26 protein-coding genes are annotated in these 24,871 nt (G+C 73.9%); 4 read left to right on the forward strand and 22 right to left on the reverse strand.

Translation table 11 applies throughout. The features are described 5' to 3' along the window. Positions 1–12: 12 nt before the first annotated feature. The 9 genes from IF01_RS0129210 to IF01_RS0129260 form a co-directional block, all read right to left on the reverse strand. Complete coding sequence (locus tag IF01_RS0129210) at positions 13–411, reverse strand: SHOCT domain-containing protein (RefSeq protein WP_051742857.1); 399 nt, start codon at positions 409–411, stop codon at positions 13–15. A gap of 385 nt (positions 412–796) precedes the next feature. Further along, the gene (locus IF01_RS0129215) at positions 797–1,462 is read right to left on the reverse strand and encodes a response regulator transcription factor (protein WP_030396574.1); all 666 of its coding nucleotides are present in this window, start codon (positions 1,460–1,462) and stop codon (positions 797–799) included. Next, a complete protein-coding gene (locus IF01_RS0129220; RefSeq protein ID WP_078880407.1) occupies positions 1,459–2,682 on the reverse strand; it encodes a sensor histidine kinase in 1,224 nt (407 codons plus the stop codon). Before IF01_RS0129220 ends, IF01_RS0129215 begins: the two co-directional genes overlap by 4 nt. 13 nt (positions 2,683–2,695) lie before the next feature. Beyond that, positions 2,696–3,376, reverse strand: a complete 681-nt coding sequence (locus IF01_RS0129225) for a DUF2269 domain-containing protein (protein WP_244215665.1) — start codon at positions 3,374–3,376, stop codon at positions 2,696–2,698. A 290-nt stretch (positions 3,377–3,666) separates the two neighbouring features. After that, positions 3,667–4,305, reverse strand: a complete 639-nt coding sequence (locus IF01_RS0129235; protein ID WP_030396577.1) for an NAD(P)-dependent oxidoreductase — start codon at positions 4,303–4,305, stop codon at positions 3,667–3,669. A 179-nt stretch (positions 4,306–4,484) separates the two neighbouring features. Continuing rightward, a complete protein-coding gene (locus IF01_RS0129245; RefSeq protein WP_030396578.1) occupies positions 4,485–5,114 on the reverse strand; it encodes an NAD(P)-dependent oxidoreductase in 630 nt (209 codons plus the stop codon). Positions 5,115–5,189: 75 nt separating this feature from the next. Then, positions 5,190–6,824, reverse strand: a complete 1,635-nt coding sequence (locus IF01_RS0129250) for an outer membrane protein assembly factor BamB family protein (RefSeq protein ID WP_233290498.1) — start codon at positions 6,822–6,824, stop codon at positions 5,190–5,192. Between the two features lie 31 nt (positions 6,825–6,855). Then, positions 6,856–7,764: an NAD(P)-dependent oxidoreductase gene (locus IF01_RS0129255; RefSeq protein ID WP_051742875.1), complete on the reverse strand. Its 909-nt coding sequence runs from the start codon at positions 7,762–7,764 to the stop codon at positions 6,856–6,858. 370 nt (positions 7,765–8,134) lie between these two features. After that, positions 8,135–9,880 (reverse strand): MDR family MFS transporter, encoded by a 1,746-nt coding sequence (locus IF01_RS0129260; protein ID WP_244215666.1) that lies wholly within the window; start codon positions 9,878–9,880, stop codon positions 8,135–8,137. A gap of 187 nt (positions 9,881–10,067) precedes the next feature. Here IF01_RS0129260 and IF01_RS0129265 point away from each other — a divergent pair, with 187 nt between their 5' ends. Continuing rightward, positions 10,068–10,943, forward strand: coding sequence for an SDR family NAD(P)-dependent oxidoreductase (locus tag IF01_RS0129265; RefSeq protein ID WP_078880409.1), 876 nt, complete (start codon positions 10,068–10,070; stop codon positions 10,941–10,943). A 171-nt stretch (positions 10,944–11,114) separates the two neighbouring features. Continuing rightward, entirely contained in the window at positions 11,115–11,867 is a 753-nt protein-coding gene (locus IF01_RS0129270; protein ID WP_051756464.1) for a GNAT family N-acetyltransferase, read from the forward strand. A gap of 191 nt (positions 11,868–12,058) precedes the next feature. Here the strand turns inward: IF01_RS0129270 and IF01_RS0129275 are convergent, their stop codons facing one another. The 13 genes from IF01_RS0129275 to IF01_RS0129335 form a co-directional block, all read right to left on the reverse strand. Beyond that, positions 12,059–13,108 (reverse strand): ArsR family transcriptional regulator, encoded by a 1,050-nt coding sequence (locus IF01_RS0129275; RefSeq protein ID WP_030396584.1) that lies wholly within the window; start codon positions 13,106–13,108, stop codon positions 12,059–12,061. 146 nt (positions 13,109–13,254) lie between these two features. After that, a complete protein-coding gene (locus tag IF01_RS0129280) occupies positions 13,255–14,433 on the reverse strand; it encodes an RCC1 domain-containing protein (RefSeq protein WP_030396585.1) in 1,179 nt (392 codons plus the stop codon). A gap of 32 nt (positions 14,434–14,465) precedes the next feature. Beyond that, the gene (locus IF01_RS0129285) at positions 14,466–14,864 is read right to left on the reverse strand and encodes a nuclear transport factor 2 family protein (protein ID WP_030301365.1); all 399 of its coding nucleotides are present in this window, start codon (positions 14,862–14,864) and stop codon (positions 14,466–14,468) included. A 142-nt stretch (positions 14,865–15,006) separates the two neighbouring features. Beyond that, entirely contained in the window at positions 15,007–16,434 is a 1,428-nt protein-coding gene (locus tag IF01_RS0129290) for an FAD-dependent oxidoreductase (protein WP_030396586.1), read from the reverse strand. A gap of 4 nt (positions 16,435–16,438) precedes the next feature. Then, a complete protein-coding gene (locus IF01_RS0129295) occupies positions 16,439–16,804 on the reverse strand; it encodes an antibiotic biosynthesis monooxygenase family protein (protein ID WP_030396587.1) in 366 nt (121 codons plus the stop codon). 35 nt (positions 16,805–16,839) lie between these two features. Continuing rightward, positions 16,840–18,075, reverse strand: a complete 1,236-nt coding sequence (locus IF01_RS0129300) for a beta-ketoacyl synthase N-terminal-like domain-containing protein (RefSeq protein WP_030396588.1) — start codon at positions 18,073–18,075, stop codon at positions 16,840–16,842. Then, complete coding sequence (locus IF01_RS0129305; protein ID WP_030396589.1) at positions 18,072–19,358, reverse strand: beta-ketoacyl-[acyl-carrier-protein] synthase family protein; 1,287 nt, start codon at positions 19,356–19,358, stop codon at positions 18,072–18,074. The genes IF01_RS0129300 and IF01_RS0129305 overlap by 4 nt, the downstream gene beginning before the upstream one ends. Beyond that, positions 19,355–19,783, reverse strand: a complete 429-nt coding sequence (locus IF01_RS0129310; RefSeq protein WP_045942344.1) for a cupin domain-containing protein — start codon at positions 19,781–19,783, stop codon at positions 19,355–19,357. Before IF01_RS0129310 ends, IF01_RS0129305 begins: the two co-directional genes overlap by 4 nt. Positions 19,784–19,788: 5 nt before the next feature. Continuing rightward, complete coding sequence (locus tag IF01_RS49375) at positions 19,789–20,271, reverse strand: SRPBCC family protein (RefSeq protein WP_030396591.1); 483 nt, start codon at positions 20,269–20,271, stop codon at positions 19,789–19,791. 3 nt (positions 20,272–20,274) lie between these two features. Then, a complete protein-coding gene (locus IF01_RS49380) occupies positions 20,275–20,544 on the reverse strand; it encodes an acyl carrier protein (protein WP_030301380.1) in 270 nt (89 codons plus the stop codon). A gap of 109 nt (positions 20,545–20,653) precedes the next feature. Next, a complete protein-coding gene (locus tag IF01_RS0129325; protein ID WP_030396592.1) occupies positions 20,654–20,986 on the reverse strand; it encodes a TcmI family type II polyketide cyclase in 333 nt (110 codons plus the stop codon). Positions 20,987–21,073: 87 nt separating this feature from the next. After that, on the reverse strand, positions 21,074–21,529 hold the full coding sequence (locus tag IF01_RS0129330; protein WP_030396593.1) for an ester cyclase: 456 nt from the start codon (positions 21,527–21,529) through the stop codon (positions 21,074–21,076). A 148-nt stretch (positions 21,530–21,677) separates the two neighbouring features. Continuing rightward, positions 21,678–22,142 carry an anthrone oxygenase family protein gene (locus tag IF01_RS0129335; RefSeq protein WP_231978553.1) on the reverse strand — a complete coding sequence of 155 codons (465 nt, stop codon included), beginning with the start codon at positions 22,140–22,142 and terminating at the stop codon, positions 21,678–21,680. A gap of 409 nt (positions 22,143–22,551) precedes the next feature. On the opposite strand from IF01_RS0129335, the gene IF01_RS0129340 reads away from it, so the two are divergent. Together IF01_RS0129340 and IF01_RS0129345 are read left to right on the forward strand one after the other, a co-directional pair. Continuing rightward, the gene (locus IF01_RS0129340; RefSeq protein WP_030396595.1) at positions 22,552–23,655 is read left to right on the forward strand and encodes an amidohydrolase family protein; all 1,104 of its coding nucleotides are present in this window, start codon (positions 22,552–22,554) and stop codon (positions 23,653–23,655) included. Positions 23,656–23,811: 156 nt separating this feature from the next. Next, positions 23,812–24,840, forward strand: coding sequence for an SDR family NAD(P)-dependent oxidoreductase (locus IF01_RS0129345; RefSeq protein ID WP_078880410.1), 1,029 nt, complete (start codon positions 23,812–23,814; stop codon positions 24,838–24,840). The last annotated feature ends 31 nt before the right edge of the window (positions 24,841–24,871 follow it).

Raw genomic sequence — 24,871 nt, forward strand, 5'->3', positions numbered from 1 at the left:
CCGGGATGGTGGTCACTTGGTACCGCCCTGACCCGGCTTGGTGTCGTCCGGGCCCTGGAAGTGCTCCAGCAGGGTGTCCCTACGGGTGCGGTACTCCTCCTCGGTCAGCTCACCGTCGGCGTACCGGCGGGCCAGGCTCGCCAGCGGGGCCTCGGTGCCGCCGCCGCCCCACGGACCGCCGCGCCAGCCCGGGCCGCCGCCCCAGGGGCCGCCCCACTGGCCGCCGGCCCACGGCGGGCCCCACGGCCCGCGCCGGCCGAAGCCGCGGCGGCGGAAGACGGTGAACACGGTGACCAGGACGATCAGCCAGAACAGCGGGAAGAGCAGGAACCACGGACCGGGGCCGCCCCCGTTCCAGGGACCCCAACCCTCCCGGCAGTAAGCGTCGGCGAGCAGTGCGGTGCTCTGCATGTCGGTCAACTCCTCGGTGTGCCCCGCACGTTGGGACGGGGGCCGCGCCGGCCCCGGACGGTCTCCGAGGCCACCACGAGCTTCTCGCCGAAGGGGGGTCCGCCGCGTCCTCCGGGGAGCGGCACCGCGGGTACGACACCGGGAGTACGCCCCGGGGACCGCACTGCTCCCGGGTGGCCGCCGCTGCGGCCGGCCGGCGCAGACCTGCCTCTAGGGCCCGTCTTCAAACCCCCGCCGTCCGCCCGGAGGGCGGGCGGGGCGGCGTTGGGGTGCGTGCATCGGCGGTGCCGAGGAGGGAGTCCATGCGGAGCATCGGCGACCGACGAGAAGCCGTCGAGGTGCGTGCCCCGGCGTCGCCCCGCAGGCGCGGGTTTGAAGACGGGCCCTAGAGCCAGCCGGGGCGGACCAGGCCGGACTCGTAGGCGAGGACGACCAGCTGGGCGCGGTCGCGGACGCCGAGCTTCACCATGGCGCGGCTGACGTGGGTCTTCGCGGTGAGCGGGCTGACCACCAGGCGGCGGGCGATGTCGTCGTTGCTCAGGCCCATGCCGACCAGGGTGAGCACCTCGCGCTCCCGGTCGGTGAGCGCGTCCAGCAGCTGCCCGCCGGCGGAGGGCTCCCGGGAGCGGCTGGCGAACTCGTCGATCACCCGACGGGTCACGCCCGGGGAGAGCAGGGAGTCGCCGACCGCGGCGACCCGGACGGCGCGCAGCAGGTCGGCCGGTTCGGTGTCCTTGGCGAGGAAGCCGGCCGCGCCCAGCCGCAGCGCCTCGAAGATGTACTCGTCCATCTCGAAGGTGGTCAGCACCACCACCCGGACGGCGGAGAGCTCGGGCCGGGAGCAGATCAGCCGGGTGGCCTCCAGGCCGTCGGTGCCGGGCATCCGGATGTCCATCAGCACGACGTCCGGCCGCAGCTCCTCCACCAGCCGGACGGCCGCCCCGCCGTCGTCCGCCTCGCCGACCACCTCGATGTCGGGCTGGGCGTCGAGCAGGGCCCGGAACCCCGCCCGGACCAGGACCTGGTCGTCCGCCAGCAGTACTCGGATCATCCCGTCCGCTTCCCCTCGCTCGCCGTGCCCGCCCCCGCGGGGTCGGGCAGCCAGGCCCGGACCCGGAAGCCGCCACCGTGCGGACCGGTGGTCAGCTCGCCGGAGAAGGCCGCGGCCCGCTCGCGCATGCCGACCAGGCCGTTGCCGGAGCCGCCGCCGTCACCGCCGGCGGCCGGGCCCGGATCGTCCACCCGGAGCAGCAGCCCCGCCGGGGAGGACCAGTCCATCAGAACGGTGGCGCTCCGCGCGGCCGAATGGCGGATGACGTTGGTCAGCGCCTCCTGGACGATCCGGAACGCGGCCAGCTCCACCTGGGCGGGCAGCGGCCGGGCGGTCCCGACCGTGTCGACGGTGACGGTGAGCCCGGCGTGGCCGGCCTGGGTCACGAGTTCGGGCAGCCGGGCGAGGCCCGGGGCGGGGGTGCGCGGGGCCTGGCCGTCCGGGCCGCGCAGGGTGCCGAGCACCTGGCGGACCTCGCCGAGCGCCTCCTTGCTGGTCGCCTTGATGACGGTCAGCGCGGCCCGCACCTGGTCCGGGTGCTCGTCGATGAGCTCCAGGGCCACCCCGGCCTGGAGGTGGATCACCGAGATGGAGTGGGCCAGGATGTCGTGGAGTTCGCGGGCCATCCGCAGCCGCTCCTCGGCGGCGCGGTTCTCCTCGGCCTGGCGCCGGGCCAGCCGGCGGGCGGCGAGCTGCTCGCCGCGCGAGCGCATGATCTCGGCGCCGGCCAGGATCAGCAGCAGCCAGGCCGCCGCCCCGGCCTCCTGCCACCAGCTGGGGCCGGGTCCGGGGGCGCGCTGCCAGTCGTTCGGCAGCAGGTGGGAGCTGGCCAGGTGGATCAGGTAGCCGCCGCCGAGCGAGATCCAGGCCCACCGGCGGCGGCCGCGGGCGAGCGCGCCGTACACGGCGACGGCGAGGCTGAAGAACACCGGGCCGTACGGGTAGCCGGCCAGCAGGTAGCCGACGGTGACGGCGGTGACGCCGGCCACCACCGGGCCGGGGAAGCGGTCGCGCAGGAGCAGCAGGGCGGGCCCGAGCAGCAGCAGCGCGTAGCCGACCGCGTCGAGCGCGGCCCGGTCGGTCTGCTGGCGGGCGGCGGCGGTGGAGCCGACCACCTGGACCAGGGCCACCAGGAGGGCGGAGAGCCTGGTCCAGGAGGGTCTGGTCCACGGCGGTCCGGGATAGGGATCGTGGCCTGTGCTCACGTGGTCGGTGCTCATGAACGGGTAACGGTCACCGCCCCGGCGCCGCGCCCGCGGCCCGGTCGATGCGCGCGGCGCGGGCCTCGGCGGCCAGCCGCTTCCCCCGCTTGGTCATGCCCCAGGGCTTGACCACGGAGAGCACGGTGGCGGTCAGGTAGATGGTCAGGGCCACCGAGGGCGCGATCACCAGCACGTGCGGCGAGCGGCCGTCCGGCGGGACGGTGCCGGCCGCGACCTGGCCGGCCGCGTCGTGGATGAAGGCGCGCAGGGCGAAGATCGAGGCCAGGGTGGCGGCCAGGGTGAGCCAGAACTTGGTGGCGACCCAGCGGTAGCGCAGCAGGCCCCAGGTGGTGCCGAGGGACAGCAGCACGCCGGAGAGCAGCGAGAGCAGGCTGATCGGGATCAGCAGCCAGTCGGCGAAGATCTCCTGCGCCAGGTAGGCGGCGCGCACGGTGTCCGGGTTGTCGGAGAAGCGGCCGGCGATGCCGAGGGCGAGCACACCGGCGGTCAGGCCGAGCCAGCCGACCGAGCAGGCGACGTGCACGGTCAACCAGACCCGGCGGGCGTGCTTGGGCAGGCGCAGGCGCCCGGCGAGGCCGGCCGGGGGCTCCGGCCGGTCGGCGGCGCGGTCGGCGCGGCCGGCCGGGGTCCCGGCGGGGGCCGTCGGGGCCTCGGGGGTGTCGGCGGCGGGCGGACCAGGAGGTGTGGGCATCGGCTTGTGCTCCGGAGGGCGAGGGGCGACGCGGGCCACGGGCCGGCGGCCACCGGGTGGATGGTGTACGGCCGCCGGCCCACGGCTTGGGTGATCCACGGGATCACCCCCTACTCTGCCCGGCCGGGGTGGGCGGGGCATCGCACGGCGGGAGTAGCCGGCCGTACCGCTCGTTGAGTACGGGCGGCGCGGCGCGCGGGCGGCCGACGGCCGGGATCGTTCGGCGAACGGGCGCCGGACGGGCTGCGCACGGGCCGCGGGTGGGCTACGGACCGGCGGCGGGCGGGCGGTCAGTAGGCGATCTCCACGACCTCGCGCCGCGCGGCCGGCTCCTGGAGCGCGGCGAGCAGGTAGTGCGCGAGGTCGGCGCGGGATATCGACCAGGCCCCGGGCAGCCGGCGGCCGACCGCCGTGCGGTAGCGGCCCCGGGCCCGGCCGCCGGTGAGCCGGGCGGCCCGGACCAGCGTCCAGTCCAGCTCGGTGTCCTCCAGCAGGAACCGCTCCATTCGCGCCATGTCGGCGTACGGCCGGCGGAGCATCGGGTGCAGCACCCAGGAGGTGAGGGCCCGTTGGAACGGGGCGGCGCGCCAGGGCACCGGGCTCATGCTGGTGGTGGAGACGCACACGACCCGGGAGACGCCGGTGGCGCGCATGGCCTTGAGGATGTGGTCGGTGCCGGCCGAGTAGACGGTGGTGGCGGCCCGGCTGTAGCCGATGCCGAGCGCGGAGACCACCGCGTCCGCGCCCTCGACGGCGCGGGCCACCGCGTCCGGGTCGAGGACGTCGCCCTGCCGGATGGTGCTGGGGCGGGCGTCGGCCAGGGCCAGCGGGTCGCGGGCGAAGGCGACGGTGGAGTGCCCGGCCTCGGCGGCCAGCTCCAGGAAGTGGCGGCCGGTGCCACCGGTCGCGCCGAAGACGACGATGTTCACGGTGCGTTTCCCCCTCGATCGGCCTTGGTCGGCCTCGGACGGCCTCGGTCGGATCAGTCAGGCCCGGTCGGCCCGGTCGGACCCGGTCAGGCCCGGTCGGCCCCGGCGGCGGGCGGCCGGCCGGTGGCCGGCCCGCGCCGCGGACGTGCCGCGGGCGGGCCGGCCCCCGCCGGGGGTCATCAGTTGGCCACCTCGACGCGCCGGCCGTAGGTGGCCGTGTCATCCAGATGGGTGACGATGTAGTCCGCGACGTTCGCCCGCGCGATGCGCGACGCCTTCGCGATGTGGCCGCCCACCACCGCCTGGTAGTTGGGGGTGGCCGGACCGTCGGTCAGCATCGGAACCCGGACGATCGTCCAGTCCAGCGGGCTGGCCTCGACCTCGTCCTCCATCCGGGCCAGGTCCAGGTGGATGTTCCGGTAGACCCGGTCCACCACGAACTCGGCGACGAAGCGCTGCATCGCCGGCAGGTGCTTGGTCTCCAGGCCCGCCGAGGACATGGTGACCAGTCGGCGCACCCCGCCCGCCCGGGCGGCGGCGATGACGTTGCGCGCGCCCTCGGAGAACACCGTGGTCGTGGTGCGGGTGGTCACCCCCAGCGCGATCACCACGGCGTCCTTGCCGGCCAGCGGGCCGGTCAGCGACTCCACGTCGAACACGTCCGCGCGGACCTTGCTCAGCCGCTCGTGCTCGAGCGGCAGCTTGGCCGGGTCGCGCAGCAGCGCGGTGACGCTGTGCTTGTTCTCCAGGGCCTTCTCGACGAGCAGCCGTCCGGTCCGACCGGCCGCTCCCACCACGACGATCTCCATAATTTCCTCCTTGCCGGGGCCGGCGGCAACTGGTTGCCGCCGGCCGTGAGTTGACCTTCGCTACGCCGACGGGTCCTACGGTAGGGAAAAGGCGAGCAGAACGCCGCCCGCATTGCTCGGGTACTGCGGGTAGTACGCGGCCTGGACGTAGAGCATGCCGTCCGCGACCACCGCGCCGCCGCCACCGGAGAGCGCCGTGCCGTGCCCCGGCACACCGTTGACGGTGGTGAAGTCGCGGACCACGTCGTACTGCCAGAGCACCGCGCCGGTGGTGGCCGAGAAGACGCGCATCTTGCCGTCGGCGCCGCCCTCGTAGACCAGGCCGCGGGTGGCGGTCACCGCGGGGGTGAAGGCCCGCTGGCACAGCTCGGGGTTGGCGGCCGCGCCGCCCCACTGGCAGCCGTCGGCCGGGCTCTCGGTCTGCCAGAGGATCGCCCCGGTCGCCGGGTCGAGCGCGTACAGGGTGCCCGGGTTGGCGAACCAGGTGGCGACGTAGAGCCGGGTGCCGTCGTAGCTGGTGCCCCACTGGATGCCGGAGCTGCCGCCCTTGGTGTTGGGGTCGGCGACCACCGCGCGGTCCCAGACCTTGGCGCCGGTCAGCGCGTCGTAGACGTGGTAGATGCCGTTCTTCTGGCCGATGCCGATCACCCGGCGGTTGCCGATGCTGAAGACGTTGGCGCTGGCGCCGAAGTCCCAGTCGTGGTCGGTGCCGTTGGCCTTGCTCGGGCAGTAGGCGTCGGCCCCGGCGATGCCGCAGGCGACGGTGAAGGTGTCCGGGAAGACCTCCTGGGAGCGCCAGCGCACGTTGCCGTTGCGGGCGTCCAGGGCGAGCACCGAGTCGGTGTCGCCGGCCGCGCCGGTGTAGTTCTGGCCGGTGCCGACGTAGATGGTGCCGGTCTCCCGGTCGACCACCGGGGAGCTCCACACGGCGACGCCGGAGGGCTCGTAGCGGGCCGCGCCGTTGGGCCAGGTGCCGACCTGCTGCGGCTGCGGGGTGGTCCAGTGCCGCCAGCTCAGCTGTCCGGTGTACGCGTTGACGGCGACCACCGAGCCGCGGAAGGTGCAGCAGGGGTAGGTCAGGTCGAAGGTGGCACCCGACTCCTTGCTGGACACACCCACGTAGACCTGGCCGTTGTAGACCAGCGGCGAGCTGGTGATCTGGGCCAGCGGGTGGGTGTCGAGCTTCAGCGACCAGCGCAGGGCGCCGGTGCGGCGGTCGAGCGCGTACAGGTAGCCGCGGTTGTCACCGAAGTAGACGGTGTTGCCCTCGACGGCCGGGCTGCTGCGGACCGGGTCCGGGTTGGTGGCCGAGTGGGCGCCGGCCACCGGGGCGACGTCGAAGGTCCAGCGCGCCGCGCCGGTCTTCGCGTCCATGGCGTGGAAGGTGCCCTCGGCACCGCCGACGTAGAGGGTGCCGTCCACCACGGCGGGCTGGCTGCCGAGGTAGACGCCCTGGACCTTCTCGTGGCCGAAGGCCCACTTGAGGCCGAGGCCGCCGACGGTGGCCGGGGTGATCCGGCTCTCCTGGCCGTTGAACCGGCTGCCGGCCTGGTCGAACTGCCAGCCGCTCCAGTTGGCCGGGGGGCGGGGGCGGGACTCGGTGTCCTCGGCGCCCGCGCCATTGGTGGCGGCGAGCAGCACGAGGGCGGTCAACAGGGCGACCAGGGCGGTGCCGAAACCGGCCGCCCGGGGCCGTCTTGGCTGGGACACGTGGATCAACTCCTCGGTGAGGGCGAGTGGTTCACGTACGGTCCGGGGTGCCGGGAAGCCCGGCGGTGACCTCCGCGTGGGAGAGCACGGCGGCGCAGTCGAGCTCGCCGAGGCCCGCCTCGGCGGCGGCGACGAGGGTCTCGTGGGTGGCGTCGCAGACCGGGGTCGCGACACCCAGGCGGCCCGCCTCGGCGGTGGCCAGCCGGAGGTCCTTGCGCATCAGGTCGAGCCGGAACTGCGGCTCGCCGTAGGCCCGGCGGCGCATCACGCCGGCCTTGTACTTCATCACGGGCGAGCTGAAGCCGCTCTCGCTGATCATCGAGAGGGCCAGCTCGCGGTCGATGCCGGCCCGCTGGGCCAGCGTCACCGACTCGGCGAGCACCTGCATCTCGACGCCCATCAGCACGTTGAGCATCACCTTGGCGGTGGCGCCGAGGCCGCTCGGGCCGAGGTGGCGGATCTCCTTGGCGAGCGGCTCCAGTACGGCGCTCAGCCGCTCGAAGGTCTCGGCGGAGCCGCCGACCATGAAGCGCAGTTCGCCGTCCTTGGCGTGCTGGCCGTTGCCGATGATGCAGGCGTCCACGGCGCTGCGGCCGCGGCCGGCGACGCGCTCGGCCACCGACCGGGCGAAGTCCGGGGAGACGGTGCTGGTGTCCATCACGATGCCGTGGGCGGGCAGCGTCTCCAGCACCCCTCCGGTGCCGAACAGCTGCTCCTCGACGGCGGCCTCGGAGGCCAGGCTGAGCAGCACCACGTCCACCTGCGCGGCCAGTTCGGCCGGGGTGGCCGCGACCACGGCGCCGCGGGCGGCGAACGGGGCGGCGCGCTCGGGGGTGCGGTTGTGGACCACGATCCGGTGGCCCTGGTCGAGCAGGCGGGAGGCCATGCCTCCGCCCATGACGCCAAGACCTATGACACCGATCCTGGTCGCCGGGGGTATGCCGGGGGCGGCGGCGGGCGGGAGGTCCCGGGAGAGTGCACGCCGCCGGCTGGGTATGTCGGCCATGGAGTCGACCCGCTTCCTGGTGGACTGGTCGCGCCGGTACTCCCGGCGCTCGGAGTGCGGCGGGGAAGGCCGTGCCAGACACCCCGCCCCACCGCGGCCGGGGTGCCGACTGCCCGTCCAGCCTAGCGGGTGAACACTCACTCCGCGACGGCTTTCGGCGTCCGTTTCGAGCCGTATCCGGTGTTGACGTGCGATCAGTTCCGGCCCCGGACAAGCCTCCTCCCCCACCGCCGGGGGTAACGGTGGGGGAGGAGGGGCTGTCGGGGCGGACACCGGTCGGTCGACCGGGGCGGAGCGGCGGCCGTCAGCCGGCCGCGGTCTCCGGCCGTCCGCCCGCGGGACCGGCGTGCCCGGGCTGACCGCCCTGGCCCGCCGCGGGGGCACCCTGGCCCTTGCCGGCCGGGGCGCCCTCGCCCTGGCCCTGCCACTGGCCGCCGGCAGGCGCGCCCTGGCCCTGGCCCTGGCCTCCGCCCTGGCCACCCTGACCCTGCCACTGGCCGCCACCGGGGCCGCCCTGGCCCTGGTGCTGACCGCCGGGACCGCCGGGGCCGCCCTGGCCGCCGGGGCCCTTGCCGCCGGGCGCGCCCATCGGCGCCCGCATCGGACGCTCCTGGAGGAAGACCACGACCAGGGCGCCGAGCAGCGCGATGACCATGCCGATCAGGTAGACCGTGTGCAGCGACTCGGCCAGCGCCGAGGCCACACCGTCGCGCACCTCGGGCGCCTGCGCCCGGACCTTGGCCGGCGAGGTCAGCAGACCGTCCGTGCCGAGCCGCGCCAGCGCCTCGGCCGGCACCTTCTTCGGCAGCTGGTCGCGCAGCTGGGCGTTGAGGATGGCACCGAAGACGGTCACACCCATGGCACCACCGAGCGAGCGGAAGAAGTTCGCCGCGGCGGTCGCCACACCCAGCTGGCGCATCTCGACGGAGTTCTGCACCGCCGCGATGAGCACCTGGGTGACCAGGCCGAAGCCGATACCGAACACCGCGAGGAAGCCGCCGGCGGCCACCTGGGAGGAGTCCGCCTTGAGGGTCGACATCAGGTACAGGCCGACCGCCATGATCAGCAGGCCCGCGATCGGGAACAGCTTGTACTTGCCGGTCGCCGCGACGACCTTGCCCGAGATCGTCAGGCTGACCACGGTCGCGATCATCAGCGGGACCAGCAGCAGCCCGGACTCGGTGGCGGTGTCCCCGTTGGCGACCTGGAGGAAGAGCGGGGTGTAGACGGTCGCCACGAAGAGCGAGATCGAGGCGAGGAAGAGGCCGACGGTGGCCACCAGGATGACCGGGTCCTTGAACAGCTCCAGCGGGACGACCGGCTCGCTGGCCCGCTTCTCCTGCAGGACGAAGCCGACCAGCAGCACCGCGGCGAGCACCAGCAGGCCGATGATCTGGACCGAGCCCCACGAGTACTGGTCGCCGGCCCAGACCGAGACCAGCAGGATCGCGACGATGGCGGAGCTGAGCAGCGCCGAACCCAGGTAGTCGAGCTTCTTCTTCTGCTTGGTGACCGGCAGCTTCAGCACCGAGCTGACGACCACCAGCGCGACCGCGCCGATCGGCAGGTTGATGTAGAAGATCCACGGCCAGGACAGGTGGTCGACGAAGGCGCCGCCGATCAGCGGGCCGACCACACCGGCGATCACGAAGCAGGACTGCGCGTAGCCCTGCCACTTGCCGCGCTCGCGGGGCGGGACGAGCTCGGCGATCAGGGCCATGGCCAGCGCCATCAGACCGCCGGCGCCCAGACCCTGGAGAGTACGGAAGCCGATCAGCTGGCCGATGTTGGCGGAGAGGCCGGACAGCGCCGAGCCGAGCAGGAAGATGGTGATCGCCGACTGGAACATCAGCTTGCGGCCGTAGAGGTCGCCCAGCTTGCCCCAGAGCGGCGTGGCCGCGGTGGCGGCCAGCATGTAGGCGGTGATGACCCAGGCCAGGTGGGTCACGCCGCCGAGGTCACCGGCGATGGTCGGCAGGGCCGTCGCCACGATCGTCTGGTCCAGGGCTGCCAGGAACATGGCAAGCACCAGGGCAGCAAAGATCGTCAAGAAGGTTTTACGTGGCACTTCCGGGGCGGGTGCAGCGTACGGGGCGCTCATTGGGTACTCCTTGAGAGGCGTCCGCCGACTCGGAGACCTTGCTCCGAGCTTGAATTCGTATAGACTATACAATCAAAATTAGCCGTCAAGAGCCAACGTCAAGGGCGGCCGCGGCCGCCCGGAAGGGCAGCTAACGATGAGCCAACTCCAGGGGAAGATCGCGCTCGTGACCGGTTCTACCTCGGGCATGGGGGCCGCCGCCGCACTGGCGCTCGCCGCCGCCGGGGCGCACGTCGTGGTCTCCGGCCGCCGTGCCGAGCTGGGCAACGCCGTGGTGGAGCGGATCCGGGAGAAGGGCGGGCAGGCGGACTTCGTCGCCGCCGACGTCACCGTCGAGGATGACGTCGCCCGCCTGGTGAGTACCACGGTCGAGCGACACGGTCGCCTCGACATCGCCTTCAACAACGCCGGCGGCGGCGGGGCGTTCGGCCCGCTGGACCGGGTCCCGGCGGACGCCTTCGCCGCCGTGATCGCGGTCAACCTCGTCGGCACCTACCACTCGCTGAAGCACGAGATCGCCGCCATGCGGGCGAGCGGCGGCGGCAGCATCATCAACAACGCCTCCACCGCCGGCGTCCAGGGCACCGCCTTCGGCCTGGGCGCGTACACCGCGGCCAAGCACGGTGTGGTCGGCCTGACCCGGGCCACCGCGCTGGAGGCCGGCCCGGCGGGCATCCGGGTCAACGCGCTGATCACCGGCCCGGTCGACACCGAGGACTTCCGCCAGCGGGTCGGCGGCCAGCCCGGCGCGCTGGAGCGGGCCGGCGCGGCCACCGCCCTGGGGCGGATCGCGACCGAGGAGGAGGTCGCCAACGCGGTGGTCTTCCTCAGCAGCGACGCGGCCAGCTTCGTCACCGGCTCGCTGTTCGGGCTGGAGGGCGGCATGACGGCCGGCGTCACGGCCGGGACGATGGGGCGGCCCGGCGGCGGCCAGGGCGGTCCCGGTGCACAGGGCGGCCAGGGTGCTCCGGGCCAGGGCGGGCCGGGCGCCGGGCGGCCCGCCGGGAACTGACCGGAACCGGACGCACCGGGGCCCGTTCCCACTCGTCCCATTGCCAGCAATCCACCCTCGGGCTATTTTTTCGATATGTTCGTAAAAACCACGAGGAACACCGAAGAGTTCATCTCGGAAACCGGTGGGTGGATTGCCGGCAACCCCGTCGAGAATTCCATCCTGCTGACCATGCTGGCCGGCGCCAAATTCCGCCCGCCGACCGCCCCGCCGATAGCCTGGAGCCGGGTCGAGGACCCGGCCTCGGACACGGCGCCGGTGGTCGGCGTCGCGGCGTTCACGGCGCCGCACCTGGTCGTGCTGAGCGGGATGCCGGCGGCCGCCGCGGCCGCGCTCGGCGCCGAACTGGGCGCCGGGCCCGACCTCCTGCCCGGCGTGATCGGGCCGGACGCGGCGGCCGCCGCCTTCGCCGCGGCCTGGTCCGAGGCCACCGGCCGGCCGACCAGGGCCGACCGCCGCGAGCGGATGCTGTGCCTGGACGGAGCGGTCACCACCGACGGCCGGCCGACCCCGGACGGGCAGTCCAGGGCCGCCCGCGAGGAGGAGGCGGAGCTGTTCACCGACTGGTGCCTGGAGGCCGCGCACGGCGCCGGGCTCAGCCGGGAGATGGCCTCGCGCTCCGTCCGGGGCCAGATCGCCGGCGGCCTGCTGCGGGCCTGGGAGCTCGACGGCGAGCCCGTCGCGATCCTCGGCCGGACCGCCGCCGTCGCGGGCGTGGTCCGCTACGGCCCGATCTACTCGCGGCCCGACGCCCGGCGCGGCGGGTACGCCCGGGCGCTGCTCGCCGAGTCCTCGACCGAGGTGCGGGCCGAGGGGCTGGTCGGCATGGCGGTCACCGCCGAGGGCAACGACGGCGTCCAGGCGCTGTTCGGCTCGCTCGGCTACCGGTCCCGCGGCGGCCTGTCGGAATTCCGGTTCGACTGATCGGCACCACCCCTCCGGGAAATACCCGGAGGGAATACCGCGGGCCCGGATCCGAAATCGGATCCGGGCCCTCTCGCAATACCGTTAGCAATACCGTTCGCGGTGCCGCTCGCAATGCCGCTCGCAGCATCGTCGGAAATCGCCCGGGGCCGCCCGGAGGATTTCCCCCCCGGGCGGCCCCGGACGTCCGGTCAGTCCAGCGGGTCGGGGTCCGGCACGGCCTCCAGCAGCGAGAAGGCCGTCCCGGTGGACACCACCCGGTTGAGCCGGTAGCCGCCGCGCCGGAAGACCTCGGCGAACTGCTCCTCGGTGCGGACCTCGCCGCTCATGGTGACCAGCATGACCAGGTCGAAGTTCTTCACGAACCGCGGCACGCCCTCGCGGTGCACCAGCTCCGCCGCGACGAAGCGGGCGCCCGGCGAGGCCTCCCGGCACTTGCGGAGCAGCCGGACCAGCGCGTCGTCCGGCCAGGAGTGCCAGACCTGCTTGGTGACGTAGGCGCCGATCCCGGCCGGGACCCCGGCGAAGAAGTCGACCGGCTCGAAGTCCAGCCGGCCCTGCTCGGCCAGCTTGGCGACGTCGGGCTGGGTCCTGGCCTGCTCGATGACGCTCGGCAGGTCGGCCAGCACGCCCCGGGCGAGGGCGTCGTACTTGTGCAGGATCGCCGCCAGGTAGGTACCCTGCCCGCCACCGAGGTCGCAGACCGCGCCGGCCTCGGCGAACTCGGGGTACGCCGACACCAGGGCGTCGGAGAGGGCGTCGGTGAAGTCGGTCATCGCCTGGTTGAAGGTCGCGGCGGCGGACGGGTTCTTCTGCAGCCAGGGCCAGAGCGCGGTGCCGTGCACCTTCTCGAAACCGGGCTTCCCGGTGGCCAGGCTGTGGTCCAGCGCGCCCCAGGAGGCCCAGAGCCACTCGGCGCCGACCATCCGGGCCATCGCGTCCATCGAACCGGGCACGCCCGGGCGGAGCAGCTCGGAGAGCCCGGTGTTGGCGAAGACGCCGGGCTCGACCTCCTCGAAGACACCGTCCTCGGTGAGCAGCGAGAGCACCTTGGCCAGCGCGCTCGCGGTCGCTCCGGCGCGCTCGGCGAGCTCGGCCACCGGCAGCGGGCCCTCGGCCAGCAGCTCGGCGAGCTTGAACTCGGCGGCCAGCGCCAGGCAGCGCGGGGTGGACGGGAACATCAATTCGGAGAGGAACACCGCGCCGGCCGAAGCAGGGGCGGTCTGGGGAACGGCGGTCATGGGGTGAGGCCTCCCTGCGGGGACCGGGGCGGGGGCGGACGGCGCCCCCGGCCCGAGGTCAGCGGTCATGGGTGGACGGGCCGGACGGCCCCGCGCCGGGCGGCCCGTCAAGGCCGGGCCGCCCGGCGGTTGCGCACGGCCGGGACTCAGCCCAGCAGGGCGAAGGCGAAGCCACCGCCGGGGTTGGCCATGAACTTGTTGGTCGGCGGGATCTCACCGCCGGCCGCGACGCCCACGGCCGGTCCGGTCAGCGCGATCCGGGTCGGGGTGGGGACGATCTGGACCTGGCCGGCGGCCAGCTGGCCCCAGTTGTTCCAGCCCCAGCCCTGCACCGAGCCGTCGGCCAGCAGCGCCAGCGCGTGCCCGCCGTTGCCGGGGGCCGCGTCGGTGCCGCCGCCGCTGGCGGACACGGCCTTGACGCCGGTCAGGCCCGGTACCGGGGCCGGCACCGCGCGGTCGGCGGTGGTGCCGTCGCCGAGCTGGCCGCCGTCGTTGAGGCCCCAGGCCCAGACGGTGCCGTCGGCCAGCAGCGCCACCGTGTGGTGGTAGGCGCCGACCAGCTGGGTGACCGAGCGCAGGCCCGCGACCTTCTGCGGGGCGGCACGGTCCTCGGTGGTGCCGTCGCCGAGCTGGCCGCGGTCGTTGAAGCCCCAGACCGAGGCGGTGCCGTCGGCGTGCACGACCATGCTGTGGCCGCCACCGGCGCTGAGCTTGACGGCCGGCTCCAGGTTCTCGATCACGGCCGGGCGCGGCCGGCAGTCGAAGGAGGCGGTCATGTAGGAGCGGACGATCCGGCCCTCGCGGGTCGAACCGGGGCCGTCGCCCAGCTGGCCGCGGTCGTCGCGGCCCCAGGACCAGACGGTGCCGTCGGCCTTGAGCGCGAGGTTGTGCGCGCCGCCGACCGCCAGCTCGACCACGTCCTCCAGGCCGTCGACCCGGACCGGGACCGGCTGCACGCCGAAGTTGGCCTCGCCGAGGGCGCAGAAGAAGCCGGCGCCCCAGGCCCAGACGGTGCCGTCCTCCAGCAGGGCGGCGGTGTGGCCGCCGCCGGCGCCGACCGAGCGGACCCGGCCGGGCAGACCGACGGTGCGAACCGGGGTGGCCTGGTTCTCGGTGGAGCCGTCGCCGAGCTGGCCGAAGGCGTTGCGGCCGAAGCCCCAGAGCTCGCCGTCGCCGGTCAGGGCCAGCGCGTGGCCGCTGCCGGCCGCCACCTTGACCACGTTCTCCAGGCCCTTGATGTCCTGCGCGGTGGTCCGGTTGACCGTCCCGCCGTCGCCGAGCTGGCCGTTGGTGTTGTCACCCCAGCTGCTGATGATGCCTGCCATGATGATGCGACCTCTCAATAGTCGGGGGGCGGTCAGGCCCAGAACTGGTCGACGGCGTACTGGTCCTCGGGGTAGGTCCAGAACTCGGCGATCAGGCCGTCCTGGATCCGCGCGACGTTGACGAAGGGCATCTCGAGGCTCTTGCCCTCGCGCTCGTACCGGGTGAAGACGGTGGCGAAGGCGAACGAGTCGCTCGCGCCGATCTCGTGGATCTCCATCGTGATCCGGCCCTGGCAGATCTCGAACATCCGGCCGGCGAAGGCCAGCGCGGACTCGATGCCCTCGTGCGCGCCGGACAGCTCGCTGGTGCCCGGGTAGTAGTGCACGCAGTCCTTGGTCCAGTAGCTGGCCGCCTTCTGCACGTCGCCCACGGTGAACGCGGCGTAGACCGCTTCCATGAGCTTGGCGTTGGGGTGGTCGACGACCTTCATGACTCTCCTCCTGTAGCTGTGCGACGGTGCGATGCGGGGCCGTGCAATAGAGCTGGGCCGTGCGGTGGAGCGGGCCGTGCGGTGGAGCGGCGTCGCGCGGAACCGTGCAACCGGCTTCTTTCGACGCAGTGGTGACGGATCGTCAGTTCGCGGCGCGGCGGACGATGTCGACCAGGGTCGCCCGGTCCGGGGCGGGGAACGGCGGGGGCCCGCCCGCGACCGCCTGCTTGACCCGCAGCCGGATCTCCTCGTCCTCGTACAGGCCGGCCGGGTTGTCGAGCGACATCATGGTGCGGACCAGCCGGCGCCAGACCACCTCGTCGGTGCCGGCCGCCTCGGCGACCGTGCCGAAGGTGAGCACGTCCGGCGGCAGCGGCGGCAGCTGCTGGCCGGCCACCGTGGCCCGCCAGAGCCGGGCGCGGCCCGCGTCGTTGCGGACGGCGTCCTCGAACCACGGACGGAAGGTCCGCCCGGCCAGGCCGGCCGCCAGCGCGGCCTGCTCGGCGTCCGGCTCCGGGTGCTCGCGCACCAGGTCGGCCAGGCCGAGCACATGGGCGATGGCCAGCGAGACGCCGCGGCCGAACGCCGGGTTGGTGGTGCAGACGGCGTCGGCGACCGGAAGGAAGCCGGGCACCGGCTGGGCGTCCTGGCCGTACAGCTTCAGCGAGTTGTCCAGACCCGCCATCGCGTGCACCGGCGAGATCGGGTCGGAGGCCTCCGGCGACACCCAGGGGGCGAGCAGCGGGGTGGCCCGGACCACGGCGGTGAAGACGTCCTCGGCACGCATCTGCTTCAGCTCGGTGTCGTCCGGCAGGATGCCGAACGAGATGGCGAAGGTGTTGTTGTCGCCGAGGAACATCACGCCGGTGTAGTGGTCCCAGAGCCCGCCGGCGCCGAAGCCCCGGTTGAGCGGGCCGACCGGGCGCGGACCGTGCGCGCGGTAGTAGCGGGTGTAGTAGGTGATGTCGGCGCTCTGCGCGACGAGTTCCGGCTCGGCCAGGCCGTGCTCGCGCAGCCACTCGTGGCCCTGCGAGCGGCGACCGCTGGCGTCGATCACCAGGTCGGCGGCGATGGTGCGGCCGTCCTTGGTGACCACACCGGTCACCCGGGCCGGGCCGCGGTCGGCGACGGTCAGACCGCGCACCGTCTCGCCGCGGCGCAGCGAGATGCCCGGCTTGCGCAGCGCCTCCTGGCGCAGGACCAGCTCGAAGGTGGTCCGGCGGCTGCCGAGCATCCGCAGCTCGGCGTCGGCCGGGTGCGGCGTCTTGTCGGCCAGGGTCGGCGGCATGGCCTTGCCGAGCTCGATCTCCCGCACGCCGGCCGCGACCAGCGCCTGGTAGACGGAGGGCAGCCGCTCGCGCAGCAGGTTGGTGCCGAGCGAGCCGAACGCGTGCGAGTGGTGGAGCTGCGGCACGGTCGGCCGCTGCCAGTCGCCGTGCGCGTCGTCGACGGTGTCGGGGGCCTCGTTGGCGTCCCGCTCCAGCACGGTGACGTCGTGCCCCAGGTCGGCGAACGCCAGCGCGGCCACCAGGCCGGCGACGCTGCCGCCGATGATCAGAGTCCGTGTCATGACCTCACCCCGCGGTGGTAGGAGTGGAAAGGCCCGCCTTCGGGGTGTCCCGCGAGGTCTCGGCCTTGATGTGGAAGCGGATGGACTTCGCGTCGCTGAAGCACTCGCGCATCGGGCGCACCAGGTCCCGGTGCTCCTCGGTCCGCTCCCAGGCGACGAAGTCGTCCAGCGAGCGCCACTCGCTGGTGATCAGCCACTGCTCCGGGTCGGTGGAGGACTGGCAGACCTGGTCGCGCACGTGTCCGGGGACGCCCTCGGCGACCAGGTGGCGGATCTGCTCGTACGCCTTGAGGAAGTCCTCCCGGCGCTCCTCCTTGACGGTGATCAGGAAGAGCACGCGGCCCTGTGCCGCGCCCTCGTCGACCGGCATGACGGTCTCCTTCCGGGTCGTGGTGCTCGTGGGTGTCAGGAGTGCGCGCGCAGCAGGACGGCGCTGTTGAAGCCGTCGAAACCGCGGGCGCCGATCAGCGCGGTGCGCACCTCGGCGGCCCGCTCCTCGCGGACGAAGGCCAGGTCGCAGCCGTCCGCCGGACGGGCCGGGCCCGCCGAGGGCGGGATCAGGCCGTTGTCCATGGCGAGCACCGCGGTGGCCGCGTCCAGGGCGCTGCCGCCCTGGTAGAGGCGGCCGGTGAGCGGCTTCTGAGTGGTGACGGCGGCCGGGCCGGCGTCGCCGAAGACCGCGCGCAGCGCCTCGGCCTCGGTGCGGTCGTAGGCGGGCAGGCCCACCGCGTCCGGGAAGGTCACGTCGACGTCCCCCGGGGTGAGGCCGGCCCGTTCGACCGCGGTGCCGAGCGCCCGGGCGTACTGGCGGACCGAGCCGGAGCCGGTCCTGGTGGAGGCGACGGCGTCCTGGGTGGCGGACCAGCCGGCGATCTCGGCGCGGATCCGGGCACCGCGGGCGAGCGCGTGGTCGAGGTCCTCGACCACGAACACCACCCCGCCCTCGCCCGGCACGAAGCCGGCCGCCCGCTCGTCGAAGGGCAGGTAGGCCTCGGCCGGGTCGGAGCCGGTGTAGAGCCGGCCGCTGCGCTGCTGGCAGGCGAGCGCGTACGGGCCGAGCGGTGCCTCGGTGCCGCCGGCGAGCACCACGTCGGCGCCCCGGCGGACCAGCCGGGCGGCGTGGGCCAGCGAGTCCAGGCCGCCGGCGCCCTCCGAGACGAGGACGCTGGACGGGCCCTTGGCCTGGTGCTTGATGGCCAGCTGCCCGACGGTCGCGGCGTAGAACCAGGCGATCGACTGGTAGGCGCCGACGGTCCGCGAGGTGTCGGGCTGCCAGAGCCGCTGGAGCTCGCGCTGGCCGAACTGGTTGCCGCCGGAGGAGCTGGCGAGCGCCACCGACAGCTTGTACGGCTCGACCGTGGACGGGTCCAGCTCGGCCTCGCCGAAGGCCAGTTCGGCCGCCGCGTAGGCGAGGTGGGTCCAGCGGTCGGTCTGCACCTGGAGCCGGCGCTCGACGTACCGGTTGACGTCGAAGTCCGGGACCTCGCCGGCCAGCGTGGTCTCGTACTGGCCGGCGTCGAAGAGCGTGATCGGAGCGATCCGGCTCTCGCCGCCGCAGACCGACTTCCAGTGCGCCTCGCTGCCGACGCCGCTGGGCGCGACCACGCCGATGCCGGTGATGACGGCACGTCGTGCGCTCATCGGCCCCTCCCCAGCTTGGCGAAGAGCATCGCGGACTGGAAGCCGCCGAAGCCGCTGCCGACCGAGAGCGCCGCGCCGACCCGCACCTCGCGGGCGGTGTTGGGCGTGTAGTCGAGGTCGCACTCGGGGTCGCGGTTCTGCCAGTTGGCGGTCGGCGGGACGACCCCGCGGTCGACGGCCAGCGCGCAGGCGGCCATCTCGATCGCGCCGATCGCGCCCAGCGAGTGGCCGACCATCGACTTGATCGAGCTGATCGGGACCCCGTAGGCGGCGTGGCCGAGCGAGCGCTTGAAGGCGCCGGTCTCGTGCCGGTCGTTCTGCCGGGTGCCGGAGCCGTGGGCGCTGATGTAGCCGATGTCCTCGGGGTTGAGCCGGGACTGGCGCAGCGTCTCGGTGATCGCCTCGGACATCTCCAGGCCGTCCGGGCGCAGACCGGTCATGTGGAAGGCGTTGCCGCGGTTGGCGTAGCCGACCACCTCGCAGTAGATCCGGGCGCCGCGCCGACGGGCGTGCTCCAGCTCCTCCAGGACGAGCACCGCGCAGCCCTCGCCCAGCACGAAGCCGTGCCGGTCCCGGTCGAACGGCCGGGAGGCGTGCGCCGGGTCGTCGTTGTCCGGGGTGGTGGCCTTGATGGCGTCGAAGGAGGCGACGGTGACCGGGGAGATCGGGGAGTCCGAGGCGCCGGTGATCATCACCTCGGCCTCGCCGTCCACCAGCAGCTGGTAGGCGTGGCCGATGGCGTCGATGCCGGAGGTGCAGCCGGTGGAGACGACCAGCGCCGGGCCGTGCGCCCCGTGCCGGACGGCCACGTCGGCGGCCAGGCTGCTGGGGATCAGGCCCTGGTAGAGGAACGGGCTGGTGACGTCGGGGTCGACCAGCCAGTTGCGGCCGGAGTCGCTGGCGACGACGAACTCGTCCTCCAGGACGATGGTGCCGCCGACCGCGGAGCCGAGCACCACGCCGGTGGCTTCCCGGGTGCGCTCGTCGAGCTCCAGCCCGGCGTCGAGCACCGCCTCCTGGGAGGCGGCCAGCGCGAACTGCACGTAGCGGTCGGCGCGGCGCAGTTCGAGCGGGGTGAGGCCGGCCGCGACCGGGTCGAAGTCGGCCTCGGCGGCGATCTGCGAGCGGAACGCCGACGGGTCGAAGGCGGAGATCCGACGGGTCGCGGTGCGGCCCGAGGTGATCAGTTCCCAGAAGGTCTCGCGGGTGGTGCCCCCGGGGGCCACCACGCCGATCCCGGTGACCACCACGCGGCGGTCACCCGTGGACGGGGAAGCGGTCATCGCTCCCCCAGCACTATGTGGCCCTCGGCCTTGGTGCCCGGGCCGTCCTCGGTGTCGACGTGGCCGAGCTCGGGGGACGGCGCCAGCGGGCCGAGGTGGAAGACCGCGAAGGCCTCCTCGGAGCCGGTGTTGCGCAGCCGGTGGCGGATGTCCTTGGGGATCAGCACGCCCTGGCCGGCGAACAGCTCGAAGGGCTTGTCGTCCAGGTCGAGGGTCAGCTCGCCGCGGACGAGCAGCAGGAACTCCTCGCTGTACGGGTGGTAGTGCTCGGTGATCCGCTCCCCCGGCTGGAGCCGGGCGGTCCCCATGAAACCGGAGGTCGCACCGCAGGTGGCGGGCGAGAGCACCGCGCGGGTCTCGCCGCCGCGCTTGCGGTTGGCGGGGACGTCGTCGGCGGAAATGATGCGGATGTTCCTGGCGGCCACGGCGCTCACTCCTTCTCGGCGGGGACGGCGGTGGAACCGGCGGCGAGGGCCTCGACCTTCTGCCGGATGATCTCCAGCTGCACGGGCGAGTTGATGTTCAGCCGCTCGGTCATGCCCTGGTCGTCGACCGGGGCGACGGGCTTCATGGAGAAGTCCTGGATCCAGGTCATCCGGACGCCGCCCTCGGGCAGCTCCTCGTACCGCCAGTGGATCTGCATGTAGGCGAACGGGCCGGTCTCCACCCGGTGGGCGTGGACGGTGCGGTCGGCGACGTTGACGGTGCGGTCGCTGACCCAGCTCCAGATCCGGCCCTCCTCGTCCGGGTGCATGGTGAGCCGGAACCGGACGGTCTCGCCGCGGCGCTCCACGATCTCGGCGGACGCGTACTCGGTGAACAGCTGCGGCCAGCCGGCGACGTCGTTGGTGACGTCCCAGACGAGCTTGAGCGGGGCCTGGATGACGATGCTGTTCTCGGTGTGTCCGGCCATCGCTCAGCCCACCGCCCCGGCGGTCTGCAGCTCGGCGACGATCTGGTCGACGCTGAGGGCGACGGCGCCGTCCGGGACCTTCAGGCCGTAACGGTCGGCGATCACCGCCTCCAGCTCCAGCACGGCCAGCGAGTCGAGGCCGAGCTCCTCCAGGGGGACGTGCCGGGAGCCCTCGAACACGTCCGGCGCCGCGCCGGCGCTGGTGATGAGGACGTTCTCGATCTCCTCCGCGGTGACGACAGTGGTCGTCCCGCCGGCCTGGTGGTCGGTCATGGTGCTGCCTCTCGTTTCTCCGGTGTAGGGACTGCTCCTGGGCCTCGCGGCGCGGCCGTACGGGGTGAACGGGCCCCCGTTCGGCCGGCGCCGCCGGCGGAGGGCGGGCTCACCGACCGCCGGTGCCGGACTCCCAGGTGTAGAAGCACTGGGCGACCGCGTCCTGCGGCGAACGCCAGGTGGGCAGGTAGGGAGAGATGAACGGGGTGAGCCGTTCGCTGACCCGGGCGAACTCCGGGTGGCGGCGGGCGGCGTCGACCGCCTCCTGGCCCGGGTCGTCGGTCTCCAGCAGGTGGACGTAGGCATCGCCGAGCTTGTACAGCGAGCGGTGGGTGACGCCGGCGAGACGGGGAAGTTCGGTCTCGTCGGACTCACCGAACACGCGGGCGACGTCGCCCTCCGCGCCGGGCAGCATCCGGGCGATGATCAGTGTGCGGTGCATGCGGGCTCCCCTCGGGGTACGGGCTCTCTCGGACTCTCGGGCTCTCTCGGGCTGTGGCTGTCCGGGGTCGGGTCCGGCGCCGCGGCTTCAGTGCTGCGGGCGGCCGACCGGCTGGATGGCGCCGATGTCGAGCAGGATCCGGGGCACGTTGTCGCCGATCCAGGACTCGACGACGCGGCCGTCGACGATCCGGTGGCAGGACATCTCGTGCACGGTGACCGGCTTGCCGGTCGGCGGGATGTCGAACAGCTGGCCCTGGTGGGTGCCGCGGGTGGTGAACCGGGCGTAGACGCGGTCGCCGTCGCCGGCCACGTCCTCCACGGTCACGTTGACGTCCGGGAAGGCGTTGCGCCAGAGCAGCACGGCCTGGCGGAAGGAGTCCGGGCCGGGGGGCATCGGGGGCAGGCCGGGGGCGTGCACCACGTAGTCCTCGGCGAAGCGGTCACCGATGGCGGAGAGGTCGCCGTCGTTGAACGCCCGCTCGGTCAGCTCGCGGATGAGGGCCTTGTTGGCCTCCACCGCGCTCTCGGTGGACGAGGTCATGACAGTCCTTTGCTCGGCGGACGACCCCGGCCGGTGCACGGCCGAGGGCGGTCCGGATGGGCGTGGGGCGGCGGCCGGCCCGGGAAACGGGGAGGCTCCGGGAGCCGGCCGGTGCGCGGTGCGGCGCGAGGTGCGGGGAGCGGACCGGTCAGATGAGCGAGGCGAGGACGAAGCAGGCCGCCGCGCCGATCGCGCCCATGGTCCGGGTCTCGTGCGCCAGGTGCCAGCGGCGGCGCTTGCCGCGCCAGGCGGCGTCGGTGTCGCGGTACGGGCTCCAGCGCTCGATCTGGCGCCAGATCGGCCGGTTGACGCCCTCGGAGGCGACCGCGACGGTCGCCATGCCGACGGTGCCGGCCGCGTACAGCACCTTGGCCACCTTGCTCTCCGACCGGACGGCCTTGGTGGCGCCGACAGCGGCGGTGGCCAGGCCGTTCCAGAAGGCGATCGGGTGGAACACGTGCATGTCGATCAGCTGGCAGGTGTTGACGTACCGGTCGTAGGGCAGGGAGTTGAGCATCGGCAGGATCGAGGTCTTCATGATCCAGAGCGTGCCGAGCTGAACGCTGGACGAGGTAACCAACCAGACGTCCGAATTATCCTTCATGTCCTTCATATCGATTCCTCGAATCGATCCGGGATCGCGGAATGTCCGCCGCGTCGATGCGGCGAACCGGGGCGGGGTCGCCCGATGCGAGAGACACGGGACCCCGGGGGCCGGGGCATCTCGGCCCCCGGGGCTGCCCCGCCGCCTCATCCTTGCCGCCGGGCGGTCCCAGTGTCAGGAGGCATCCGTCTCCACCGGGCTGGGACGTCGCCCCGGCCGTCACGGACCGCGTCCCGGCCGTTCCGGGCCGTCCGCCCAGCCGGTTCGTTGCACCAACCTCCCGGATTCCGGGCCGTGTTGACGCGCCCACCGGACGCACCCTACGGTGCGAGCGGGCACTCACTCACCGAGAGCCCAGGGCCCGCGACCACCCCGCCGCGCCGACCGGCCGGCGGACATCCCAGGAGGTGCCGAGCCGATGACGATCGATGTGCACGGCCACATCACGTCGCCCGAACTCTTCCGCCGCTTCCCCATGCCGCCGAGCCTCGTCGACGTCGACGGCATGGTGGAGCTCAAGGCGGCAGCCGGGATCACCATGTCCCTGGTCGGCAGTCCCGTCGGCGCGGGCACCATGGTGCGCACGCCCGGACTGGACAACTACCGCCAGCCGCTGGACACCCTCGAACGCTTCCACGACTGGCTGGGCGAGCAGGTCCGGGCCCGGCCCGCGGCGCTGCGCGGCTACGTCTACACCAACCCGCTCGGCTCCGACGCCGAACTCGCCGCCGCCGCCAAGCGGTTGGAGCAGGACGAATTCGTCGGGCTGATGGTCAACTCCAGCATCGAGGGGCGGTTCCTGGACACCCCGCGGGCCGACGCCTTCTTCGCGATGGCCGCGCAGTACCGCACCCCGGTGATGCTGCACCCGCCGGCCGAACCGGCCGGGGCCGGGGAGCTCGACGACCTGCGGCTGGTCGAGCAGATCGCCCGGCCGTGCGACGTCACGCTGGGGACGGCGGCGGTGCTGTTCGCCGGGTGGCTGGAGAAGTACCCCGAACTGCGGATCGTCGCCCCGGTCTGCGGCGGCGGGCTGCCGCTGCTGCTGGAGCGGCTGGAGGTGGCCCGGCGGATGCCGGTCACCTTCGGCCGGCCGGGCGCGGCCCCGGGCGGACCTCCGGCCGGCGCTCCCGGCGGGCCTCCGCCGGGGGTCGGCGGTCCCGGTGCCGGTGGCCCGGGCGGTCCCGGCGGACCCGGGACCGGTGGCCCCGGCGGACCCGGCGGACCGGGGGGACCGGGCGCCGCTCCGGCCGGGCCCGCCGTCCCGCCGCTGGCCGAGGCCCTGCGCCGGGTCTACGTCGACACCGCGACCCCGAGCCTGCGGGCCGTGGCCGCCGCCGTCGACGCCTTCGGGGTCGGCAACGTCATGTTCGGCACCGACTCCCCGCCGATGAGCGCGCCGCTGGACGCCTCGCTGACCCGGTTGAACGGGCTCGGCCTGGCCCCGGCCGACGTCGCGCGGATCCGGCACGACAACGCCGCCGGGCTGTTCGGCCTGCCCGGCGCGTCCGACGCGACCTGAACCCGGTCCCGCCCGCACCGGGCGGGACCGGACCCGACGCCGGCCGAGCGGACCCGGACAGCACCGGGCCCGGACTCCTCACCACCCCCGGCGTCCCCCGATCCGACGCTCCGTCGGATTCCCCGCACCACCGACACGCGACAGGGAGGTGCTGTCATGACGGCAGCCGCACCGACCCCACCGTCCGGGCCGCCCGGCGGACGCCCGGGCGGCGGACCGCCGCCCGGCGCCGGCGGACCGCCCCCTGGCTTCGGCGGGCCACCCCCGGGAGCGGGCGGGCCGCCTCCGGGCCTCGGCGGACCCCCGCCGGGATTCGGAGGACCCCCGCCCGGCTTCGGCGGACCCCCGCCGGGAGCCGGCGGGCCTCCGCCCGGCTTCGCCGCCCCGCCCCGGCCCGCACCCGAACGCGTCCCCGCCGACCGGGAGTTCCTCGGCAGCCGGGTCCTGCTGGTCGGCGGCTACGGCAGCATCGGCGCCGCCGTCGCCGAGGACCTCGCCGCCCAGGGCGCCCGGGTCGCGGTGGCCGGCCGTTCACTGAAGAAGGCCGAGGAGACCGCCGAGCGGCTCGCCCCGCTGGCCGCCCGCAGCGGCACCGTGGTCCCGCACGCCGTGGACGTGGCCGACCGCGCCGACGTGGACCGGCTGGTGGCGGCCGTGACCGCGGACTGGGGCGGCATCGACGTCCTGGTGAACTGCGCCAGCGCGCTGGTCACCGTCGGCGCCGAGGACATCTCCGAGGAGGACTGGCGCACCATCGTCGACACCAACCTGCTGGGCGCCTTCTGGCTCTCCCAGTCGGTCGGCCGGGCGATGATCGCGGCCGGCGGCGGCCGGATCGTCCACCTCTCCTCGGTGCGCGGCAAGTTCGGCGCCCGGCGCGGCTTCAGCGCCTACGGCGCCAGCAAGGCCGGCCTGGACCTGCTGGTCAAGCAGCTGGCCGCGGAATGGGGCCGGCACGGGATCGCGGTCAACGCGGTCGCCCCCGGCTTCGTCCGCACCGACTTCGTCCAGGAGAACGCGAGCAACCCGGAGTTCATGCGGATGGTGCTCGGCCGGATCCCGCTGGGCCGCACCGCCGAACTGCACGAGGTGGCCGACGCGGTCACCTTCCTCGCCTCGCCGCGGGCCGGCTTCATCAGCGGCCAGGTGCTGTACGTGGACGGCGGCGTCACCACCAGCCAGTGAGACCCCGCCCGCACCGCCCCACACCCACCGA

Origin of the sequence: Kitasatospora purpeofusca (assembly GCF_000718025.1) — a bacterium.
GTDB classification, from domain to species: Bacteria; Actinomycetota; Actinomycetes; order Streptomycetales; family Streptomycetaceae; genus Kitasatospora; species Kitasatospora purpeofusca.